Annotated in this window: 10 protein-coding genes; 5 read left to right on the top strand and 5 right to left on the bottom strand. The window is 36.6% G+C overall.

Annotation, left to right across the window (positions count from 1 at the left end; translation table 11 throughout):
* Window positions 1-289: 289 nt before the first annotated feature.
* The 5 genes from RHOW815_RS04755 (at window position 290) to RHOW815_RS04740 (ending at window position 6540) form a co-directional block, all read left to right on the top strand.
* Window positions 290-2200 (top strand): DUF3604 domain-containing protein, encoded by a 1911-nt coding sequence (locus RHOW815_RS04755; protein WP_215217194.1) that lies wholly within the window; start codon window positions 290-292, stop codon window positions 2198-2200.
* Between the two features lie 24 nt (window positions 2201-2224).
* Entirely contained in the window at window positions 2225-2359 is a 135-nt protein-coding gene (locus RHOW815_RS08850) for a Maf family protein (protein ID WP_256439914.1), read from the top strand.
* A 65-nt stretch (window positions 2360-2424) separates the two neighbouring features.
* Window positions 2425-2637, top strand: a complete 213-nt coding sequence (locus tag RHOW815_RS09060; RefSeq protein ID WP_320412341.1) for a Maf family protein — start codon at window positions 2425-2427, stop codon at window positions 2635-2637.
* Between the two features lie 39 nt (window positions 2638-2676).
* Entirely contained in the window at window positions 2677-4377 is a 1701-nt protein-coding gene (locus tag RHOW815_RS04745) for a HEAT repeat domain-containing protein (RefSeq protein ID WP_215217193.1), read from the top strand.
* Window positions 4378-4422: 45 nt separating this feature from the next.
* Window positions 4423-6540 carry an LPS-assembly protein LptD gene (locus RHOW815_RS04740; RefSeq protein WP_215217192.1) on the top strand — a complete coding sequence of 706 codons (2118 nt, stop codon included), beginning with the start codon at window positions 4423-4425 and terminating at the stop codon, window positions 6538-6540.
* On the opposite strand, the gene def is transcribed toward RHOW815_RS04740, so the two are convergent.
* The 5 genes from def to RHOW815_RS04715 form a co-directional block, all read right to left on the bottom strand.
* A complete protein-coding gene (gene def, locus RHOW815_RS04735) occupies window positions 6533-7063 on the bottom strand; it encodes a peptide deformylase (RefSeq protein WP_215217191.1) in 531 nt (176 codons plus the stop codon). The two genes, RHOW815_RS04740 and def, sit on opposite strands and share 8 nt — an antisense overlap.
* Window positions 7064-7066: 3 nt before the next feature.
* Window positions 7067-7354, bottom strand: coding sequence for a preprotein translocase subunit SecG (gene secG / locus RHOW815_RS04730; RefSeq protein ID WP_215217190.1), 288 nt, complete (start codon window positions 7352-7354; stop codon window positions 7067-7069).
* 9 nt (window positions 7355-7363) lie between these two features.
* Window positions 7364-8113 (bottom strand): triose-phosphate isomerase, encoded by a 750-nt coding sequence (gene tpiA / locus RHOW815_RS04725; protein WP_215217189.1) that lies wholly within the window; start codon window positions 8111-8113, stop codon window positions 7364-7366.
* Between the two features lie 459 nt (window positions 8114-8572).
* On the bottom strand, window positions 8573-8851 hold the full coding sequence (locus tag RHOW815_RS04720; protein WP_215217188.1) for a transposase: 279 nt from the start codon (window positions 8849-8851) through the stop codon (window positions 8573-8575).
* 219 nt (window positions 8852-9070) lie between these two features.
* Window positions 9071-9493, bottom strand: coding sequence for an IS630 family transposase (locus RHOW815_RS04715; protein WP_256439915.1), 423 nt, complete (start codon window positions 9491-9493; stop codon window positions 9071-9073).
* Window positions 9494-9889: the final 396 nt, after the last annotated feature.

The following is a 9889-nucleotide window of genomic DNA, read 5'->3' as shown; positions in this document are numbered from 1 at the left end:
AAGGATATGGAAGGGGTGGAAACTTATGCTAAATAACAGACCTAGAAAGGCTCTCAACTTCAAAACTCCACTAGAAGTGTTTAGGAGATTATCTACAAACATGCTATGCTCGGGTGCACAATAGATGTTTTTTCAAGTATTTATATGTTCTTTTTTGTGCACTTCGAGGTTGAAAGGGCCTTTTCTTAAGGGTTTTTTTGGGTAAAAACCTCTTTATTTTTAACCCTCTTGCTAAAGAATCACCTTATCAGGCACAATATCAGTTCGTTGGATAATATCAGGAGATTTCATGCGTCGATCGATCTGTTATTGCGAGCCTAATCTGGCTTTTGCTGGTCAAGTTTCAAATTGGAAATTTTTTTACACTACTGCTGTAACACTGCCTAAGGGTACTATTTTAAAATTTAACCTTTTTTCTCAGGGCAGAATTAGCGACTGGCAAATACCTGAGGCTAGCTCTCAAGAAAAGAAAAATCGAATTTGGATACAAACCCCTGAAGGTAAGTCTATTAACGCTAAAAAAACAGGTCAGTCTACCTTTGAGTGCACCCTGAGCTCTGATCTAAAAGCGGGAGAGACAGCAATCATCATTATAGGTGCTAGTGAAGGCTCAAAAGAGGGAAATCGAGCTCAAACCTTTCTACAGAGAAAACGGGCTTTTCACCTTTATATTGATTCCAAAGGAAAAGGCGACTGGAAAGAGCCTGAGATTTTTACTTTAGATGTTAAAGGGAGCTCTCTGGAAAATATTCGCATCATAGCTCCTTCATTGGTTTCTAAAAACAAGCGTTTTGATGTAATTATTCGTTTTGAGGACTGCTATGGGAACTTAACCCATCAGGCACCTGAGGGCACTTTAATTGAGCTTTCTTATAAAAATTTGCGCGAGAATTTAAATTGGAAGCTATTTGTTCCAGAAACCGGTTTTATCAACATTCCCAATCTATATTTTGGAGAAGCTGGTATCTATAGGATTGAATTGCGCAATCTAACAACAAAAGAAGTATTTTATTCATCCCCTATTAAATGCTCTACAGACTCAGATGCAGATAAAAGCATTTTCTGGGGACAGCTACATGGGGAATCAGAGCGATTTGATGCGGGCGATAATATTGAAAACTGTCTTCGTTATTTACGTGATGAGAAAAACTTTAATTTCTTTGCTACCTCCTCTTTTGAAAATACAGAAGAAACCTCTAACGACACATGGAAAGTCATTTCTTCACAAATTGCTGAATTTAACGAGGATTTAAGATTTTCTACTTTTTTAGGATTTCAATGGGTAGGAAAACCGTTAGAAGAAGGAATTCATCAGCTGATTTACTCTAAAGACAATAAACCTATCTTGCGCAAAAAAGACGCTAAAAATAGCTCCTTGAAAAAGATCTATAGAGCCCATTCTCCTAAGGAGATCTTATCTATTGCTTCCTTTAGTATGGCAAAAGGAATGGAGACAAATTTTAAAGAATTTGACCCCGATTTTGAAAGAGTTGTGGAAATTTACAATTGCTGGGGCTCTTCCGAATGTTTAGGAAAAGAAGGAAACCTCAGACCCATTACGGCAAAAAATGGTAAAGAGATTGTAGAATCGGAAAAAGGCTCTATCAGACAAGCTCTAAATCGCAACTGTCGTTTTGGTTTTGTAGCGGGTGGCTTAGATGATCGTGGAGTATACAATGGTCTTTATGAAGGCTCACAAGTGCAATACTCTGCTGGATTAACAGCCATTATAGCAGTAGAACAAACAAGAGAATCTCTTTTTCAGGCACTTTATCAAAGATCTTGCTATGCAACCACTGGGGATAAAATTGTATTAGGATTTTTCATTGCAGGAGCATGCATGGGAAGCGAATTAAACACAAAAATCAAACCCGGTTTGATTTTTAATCGTCATCTTACAGGTTTTATAGCAACAACAGAAAATATCAAAGAAATTGTCATTGTTCGCAATGGCGTTCCATTTAAAATAATGAATCCTAATCAAACAGAATATGAATTTGCTATTGATGATACCGAATCTATCTCAAAGATCTCTTTACAATCTCCCGATGAACGTCCTCCCTTTATCTATTACTATCTTAGAGTAACGCAAGAAAATGGCCATATTGCATGGAGTTCTCCTATCTGGGTTGATCATACAGAGCTTCTTATTCACAAGACAGCTTCCAAAAAGCTTAAGAAAAAAGAAGATACAGGGTAATCTGGTTTATAAGAGACCTTTTACATGTTAATTCTAGCATCAAGCTCGCCTAGACGTTCGGAAATTTTGCGCTATTTTTCTCTTCCTTTTACCCAGCATTCTTCTCATTTTGATGAAAGTATCATTCTTTGCACTTCAAACTTGAAAAGACTAACCTAAAAATGAAGAAGAAGCTTTTACTATGCTAATGGAGCTCTCAAATCAATGGCATGTAGTAATAACGGCTGTATCTGTTATATAAAAAATGTATTTGTTATAGTGGATTAGAGAAATCCTATGTTCTTTTTAATCCACTTACAGAAGAACAAATTAGACTCTATCATAAAAATGATCCTTGCTTAGATAAAGCAGGTGGATATGGCATTCAAGACTCAACCAAGCATCTTGATCCATCGAATTATAGGATGTTATTACAATATAATGGGATTACCGATTAATCTAGTAACAGAGCTCCTTTCTAAAATGCAGGTAAATTTATGGCATTATTTAAAAAAACCTTAAAGTTTCTTTTTTGCATATCTTTTATCTATTCTCACCTACAAGCAGAAACTCTGCAAACAAAGGTTAATCCATTACATATTTTCTATCTGGTACAATCTAAAGAGATCTCGCAAGCAATCACCCTCTATCAACGGTATAAAGAAGAGTTGGGGCGGCATGATTTTGAAGCATTGCAGCGCATGGCTGAAATGATTTTAGAACAAGGTGCTAAAAGTTTAGAGAGCGAAGAACAACTCATTTCTCTATTGGGATTGAAGATTGCTAGAATCCAAACTACAAAAGAAATCTTAGAATCAGGAATTACAAGTAGGCATCCAGAAGTGCAACTTGCTACTTTGCAATTGATTGGACAATTACAAGATGATCGATTTGAATCCCTTTTAAATAAAGCCATGTCCTCTGGTTTTTTGTATACAAGGCTAGAAGCAGCTTATCAATTAGCCATTAGAAAAACACGAAATTCCGTGGGTCAAGTAGAATCTCTCATGCATAAACTACCTCCTGAAATGCGCTTTTTTTTTCCTCAATTTTTTGCTTTAGTCGGCTCTTCCGATGCCGTTTTATTACTCAAACAACTACTCGATGACCCTATTCAAAAAACGCGCATTGAAGCTATTTTACATTCTGCAAAAGCTGGATACGAAGAGCTATTACCTAATATTCGTAGAAAAGCCTCTCACATTAATCCTGCAGAACAAGAAGCTTGCTGTTTTGCTCTCGGAGCTTTAAAAGATACACATGCTCTATCCATTTTGCGAAATCTAAGCCTTTCTAATAATGATAATGTGAAATTAGCCGCTAATTATTCGCTGTATTTACTAGGAGAAGAAAGTGCCAAGGAAAAAATCTTTTCTTTAGCAAAAGAGAAAAATCTATTTGCCATTGCCTTACTGGGTAAAATTATGGGATCGGAAAAAGTACTGATTTCTCTTCTCCAAGAAAACCATCTACAGATTCGTTTTAATGCTATGCTCTCCCTACTTGATTTAAAAGATGAGCGTTGCCTGCCTTATGTAAAAGAGTTTCTTGTTAGAGATAGTCGTGATTTTGGATTTCAGCCTCAAATGACAATCGGTAATGCCTTTACCGCATGGAAAGTAGTTCCTTCTATGCAACAGCATATGAAACACTCTTTTTATGATTTAGTCGGGCTTTCTTTGTATGTAAAAGAAGAAATCTTAAGAAAATCTATCGAGCTATCTCCTGATGCATTTGTAGATTTAGCCAGTTTTCTTCTTGATGCAAGACAACTGGAGTTAATTCCTGGTATAAGTTCTTTATTACAAAATCTACAGACCCCTAAGGCAATTGCTTTATTAGAAAAACATGCTCAAAGAGCAAAAATACCCTTAATTCGCAACTATTGCAATCTTGCATTATTTCAACTCAATAAAAATACACCTTCTAAGCAGCTCATTCTAGAATGGATTCATTCTCAGCAAAATAGGCAAATCATTCAATTTCGTCCCCTCTTAACAAGAGAGAATTATTTTAAAGACAAAACCGCCTTTGAATTAACTCCCGAAGAAAATTCACAGCTGCTAATCAGCTGCTATCAGGTGATTAGCAATCAGCATACAAAAGAAGGTCTTGATGTTCTACTAGATAGTTTACAACAAGGACATCAAAAAAATCGACCTTTGATCGCAGGTCTATTGATCCAAACTCTGCAATAGCTTTAAACTGCTAAATTTCACGATGTAACCTTAAAGCAATGATTCATGTATTTTCTGTTGATTTTTTCCCTATGTTTCTTAAGTGCCTTAGCTTCTGAACCAGATTTACCTTGTTTTGAAAATAGCTGCTCTGAGTTAGATGATCTGACTATTGATTTAAAAAATCCCAGTTTTTCCAACGGGGTTCTTTCTACAGAAGAAGGGGGGGTAGCTAAATCCAGAGGCATACGAATCCAAGCTAGAAAAATGACCTATATCAATAAAACGGAAAATGGAATTTTCATACAAAAAATTCTAGCAGAAGACGATTTAATGCTAGAGCTGGGTAATCGTGTATTTGTAGGGTCTCGATTAGAATACGATTTTATTCACCGTAGAGGGACTGTTATCTGCGGTAAAACATTTGTAGATATGTGGTTTCTAGGAGGAGATAAAATTGAGCTTCTAGAAGATGGCACTTTTTCTATCACAAATGCTTTTGTAACTACATGTGAAAATCAAGATACGGATTGGGATCTACAAGCAAATACAGCTACTATTACAAAAAATCATCTGTTATCTGCAAGAAACATTCATTTCCGGCTTTTTAAAGTCCCTCTCTTCTGGCTTCCTTTATTTAAAAGCAACTTAAAAGCGTTTCAAAATTCTCCTATTCGCTATAAGGTGGTATGGGATAAAATTCTAGGACCAAGACTTACTGCGCGCTATCGGTTCTTTTCATGGAAGGATATAGATTGCTTTTTTCGCTTGGATTATCGAATGAAAAGAGGTTTTGGAGCAGCTTTAGAAACCGAATACCTTTCTCAAGATAAGCGTACCATTTTTGTTACACGTAGCTACGGAGCCCATGATAAAAGTTTTCCTGATGAAAAAAGCCCTCATAGGTATCGCTTACAGGGTTTGTATCATTACTTAAGCAAGGATCAAAAAACACAAGTCCATCTTACTTATGACAAATTAAGCGATTCGCAAATGGTGGGTGATTTTAAAAGCGAAGATTTTGAAATTAATACACAACAACGCACTCTATTAACCATTTCTAGGGAATTTAACCAAGCTTTTTTATATTTCAATCTACAACCGCGTATTAATTTTTTTCAGAGCATTGATCAAGAACTCCCTTTTTTCTTTTTAGGTATACGTCCCTTTACTTTAGGCTCTTCTGGAATTATCTCTATTAATAACTTTAATGGAGGGTTTCTTGATTACATATACACCAATCCATTAAGATCTCAGTTAGATGCTCTACACCTTCCTGCGCAAACACGTGCAGGTAGAGTACAAGCCTATCATGAACTCTACCGCCCGCTTTCTATTGGTCCTTTCATGTTAACGCCCAATATAGGAGCAACGGGAATTTTCTACAGTAATAATTCCTCTGACCAAGCGGTAATACAGGCTACTGCTTTTTATGGAATAGAAGTTCATACCCGCCTTGTTGCCTCCTACTCTTGCATGAGACATGTGATTGAACCTTATGCACACGCACAAGGGTATACTCGTCCGGTTTTAGGCTTAAATAAACACTTCTATTTTGACATAGATGATGCCTATACTCAGCTCAATCAATTACGACTTGGTATACGCAATGATTTAATCCGGCCCATTACTTCTTACTTTGTCCCTACTTTTACCAGTGAAATTTACACCTATGGTTTTTTTGGGAAACGCGCCTTTGATAGAAATTTCCCCAAAGGGTATTTATCTCTTGGCTGCAATTTTTCTTCCGTTGCTTTAAAAACCACCATTGCAAGAAATTTTGAAAATCAAGTTTGGGATTTTGTCAATGTATCTGCAGAATGGACATTAAATGAAGATTTAGCGCTTGCTGCAGAATTTCGTCACCGAAGCGCTTTTGACTGGCGCAAGGCTAACCATAAAAACTTTTTACTAGAGATTACAAGACCTATCTCGGAGCTTTTAGATACTTCTCTCTCCGATGGGCGCAATACGATTCTAGCCCGAGGTTATCTTCGCCTAGGACCTAAGTGGAGTTGCCTTGTGCAAACAAAACATGGATGGAGGCGCAAAAGCGAACCAAGTTATCATGCAGGAAAAATCGATCTTTTCACCATGCTTACCTGTAGCTGGCAGTTAAGATTATCTTACGAACGTCTGCCTAATGACAATCGCTTTACAGCAGCTGTATCCTTATTTAAATAGACTGGTATTTTTTCTTAATTTCTCTAAGAAGAGGCTTGATCTCCTTACGCGTTTTTGCATCCAGATGATCGATAAAAAGCACACCGTTGAGATGATCATTTTCATGCATGCGCACACGTGCATTATAACCATCTATCTTTTCTGTAAAAGGATTCCCACTGAGATCTAAAGCTTTTACAACTACAAAATCAGGTCTTGTGACTTTATAGAAAAGTTTAGGAATAGAAAGACACCCTTCTTCTTCTTTTACTTGATTTTTTCTAGGAAAGGATAACTTTGGGTTGATATACACTCTAGGTTCAGATAGCTTCCACTTATCATTTTCCAAATCGACATAATTGCGTAGAACAAATAAACGAATATCATGGCCTAATTGAGGAGCTGCTAAACCAACTCCATCATGTTTATCCATGATCGCAATCATACTTTGTATCAGCTGCCTGATTTCATTTGTGATTACAGTAATTGGTTTACAGATCTTTCTTAAGATGGGATCGCCATAATAGCGAAGAGAAGCCAACATAAATCAATGCTGCACTTCTTCAATTATTGTAGGATTTAAAGAAGTCCTACGGCTTAAAGCTCCGGTCCATAGAGATAGTACTACGCATGAAATAATAAAGATAATTCCCAAATAAGCTGTAAACTTCTTTAAAATATCTGCTGTAGATGTGCCAAATAAAGAATCTCCAGGATCTCCTCCAAAAGAGGCTCCTAAACCTAAACTTTTGCTCTCTTGTACTAATACCACAAGACATAAAACAGCGCAGAGCAAGATAAATAAAAAAATTACAAGATAAAAAACAAAAGTCATAAATTTCCTCTAAAAATTAACAATCTGGGCAAATGAGATAACATCTAAAGAAGCTCCTCCAACAAGTGCTCCATCGATGTCAGGCTCAGCCATTAAATTCGATATGTTTTCTGGTTTTACCGATCCACCATACAGTATGGGTAAATCATCGGCTACTCTTCTTCCCATTAAGTTTTGAATATAATTACGTATGAATGCATGCACATCTTGTGCTTCCTCTTTGGTTGCCGTTTTACCAGCACCAATAGCCCAGACGGGTTCATAGGCAATCACAACCTGTTTTACTTCCTCTTCACTTAAGGCCATTAGACACTCTTCAAGCTGGGTTCTCAAAGTAACCTCTACTAATCCCCCTTTCCTTTCTTGAAGCGTCTCTCCTAAACATAAAATCGGTATGAGCTTTTCTTTAAGAGAGCGCTTCAGCTTGCGGTTAATCAATAGATTGCTTTCTTGAAAATACTCTCTTCGCTCCGAATGGCCAATGAGGGAAAATTGAGCTCCACACTCCTTGATCATTTTTGCAGAGACCTCCCCTGTAAATGCACCTTCTATTTGATCATGGATATTCTGAGCACCGATCACAATAGAGCTATTACCCGCAGTCTCCACAGACACTGGAATCGCAGGATAAGAAGGTGCTATAAAAATGCGTCTCTTTGAAGATGCAATCAAAGGGATCAAACTGTTAATAAAGCTTCTCGCTTCTTTAACAGACTTATACATCTTCCAATTTGCAATAATAAGGGGTACGCGCGACATAGAGCTTAAACCAACTTAAGATTTTAATAGCCGTGATTTTAATCGATTTTAGAACTGAAGGCAAGTCTAAAGAAAAGAGCCGTTTAATCTCAATCTTAGCTTAAAGATATATCACTTTGTATTTTCCCCTTACAACTAGTTCTCTAATTGCACACAAGGGGAATATAAATTCTATTAATTCTTCATAAGCTCTCCGAGCCGATATTTTGCTTGCAAAATAAAAGGCGTTTTTTAAGATCTTGGACAGCAAAGTTTAATGCGGGAGAGTAAGTCCAGGGTTCTCTGCGGAGTCTTTTTTTGAAGAAAACTATTTGAGGTTCTTCGCTCCATTATGCTATCCGAAATGAAATGGGTTAAGAGCCAACTTCTTGTCGTCTTTGCCTATTTCTTCGGTTTTTCTCCTACAAAAATTTTAGCTGCTTTTCCTAATGTACTTTTCTATTTCTAAAAAGATGTGTTTTAAGCTATTTTTGGCTCGCCATAAATAAATTCTTTTTGTTCGATCAGCATCTTGTGCATGATCACGGATAACTTTCTACCTACTGCTAAAGCGGCTTTCTTCATCCCTTTTTTTTGCATAATTTTTAAACCCCAAGCTTTCACTTTACTCCATTTCTTACTTCGTGTGAGCATTACCATTCCAGCCTCAACTAACAAAGACCTAAGTTCATTGGATCCACATTTCGAAATTCTTTCCTGTCTTTGCACTTCTCCAGAGGCATATTGTTTGGGAGTCATATATAGTAGTGCCGATTCAAACGGCTAGCTTAATGGGGTTCAAGTCAAATACTTGAAACTTGTCGTTAATCCTATATTTTTGTATACGATTGAATCGGAACCACTATATACTAGTTTGGCTTCAAATTAAGAATTTAAACCATATAAAAATCTTTAAGCAAAGAATAATATCTTCTATGAAGGTAAAGAGATTTTTTTCAAAATACCAAGATGTAATTCTTAATTTGAAATTAAACTAGTATATCGATTGTATACCGTCTTTTCCCTTAAGATCTTCCACAAGCGTTCGATAGGATTCAAATTCGGCGAATAAGGAGGGAGATAATGCACTTTAATCCTAGAAGACATCAGAAACTCTTCTAGTTTCTTATTTTTGTTTGATCTCGCATTATCCAAAATTACATGAATAATTCGAGCCTTTGTCTGTTTTTCTAGCTTCTTGAAAAAATCGAGCATTGCATCGGCATCAACTGTCTTATATTCCTCTGTAAAAATCTTCATTCCTGTCAGGCAAAGAGCTCCAGCAAAATGCAATCGCAATTGTTTCCCGGATGTCTGCAAAATCTTTTGAACGCCTTTTTTGATCCATCCACATACGGCTTGGGACTGATGTTCAGGATGCACAGCATCTATGAAATAGATCTCTTCATCAGGGTTTATGGATTTTCCAAGTCATGGAAGGAATAGGTGTGGTCTATTTTTACGATGAATCGCTTATCATACACTATTCGAGAAGTTATCACTAATCTCAACGAGATTCGGAAAAAAATCATTTAAGTATCTCACCTTACGAACATACAGAGGGAAAAAGTGGCTTGATAAGCAGCACGATCCTCTATAGAGAGTGCGTAAGGTGAGTTTTAAAAGGGATTAAAAAATTATCCTATACAGAGGGCTGATTTTCATTTTGTAAAGCTTTTCTTGTTAATGCTGTTAATTCTTGCTTATGAACCTATCTTGAATTGAATATAAATTTTCGCTATGATACCAGATCTTTTTATTTTTTAACTAAAGACAGATGACATGAGCAAGCAAGGA

The sequence above is a fragment of the Candidatus Rhabdochlamydia sp. W815 genome (genome assembly GCF_018642185.1).
GTDB classification, from domain to species: Bacteria; Chlamydiota; Chlamydiia; order Chlamydiales; family Rhabdochlamydiaceae; genus Rhabdochlamydia; species Rhabdochlamydia oedothoracis.
This window is presented reverse-complemented; position numbering and strand designations above follow the sequence as displayed.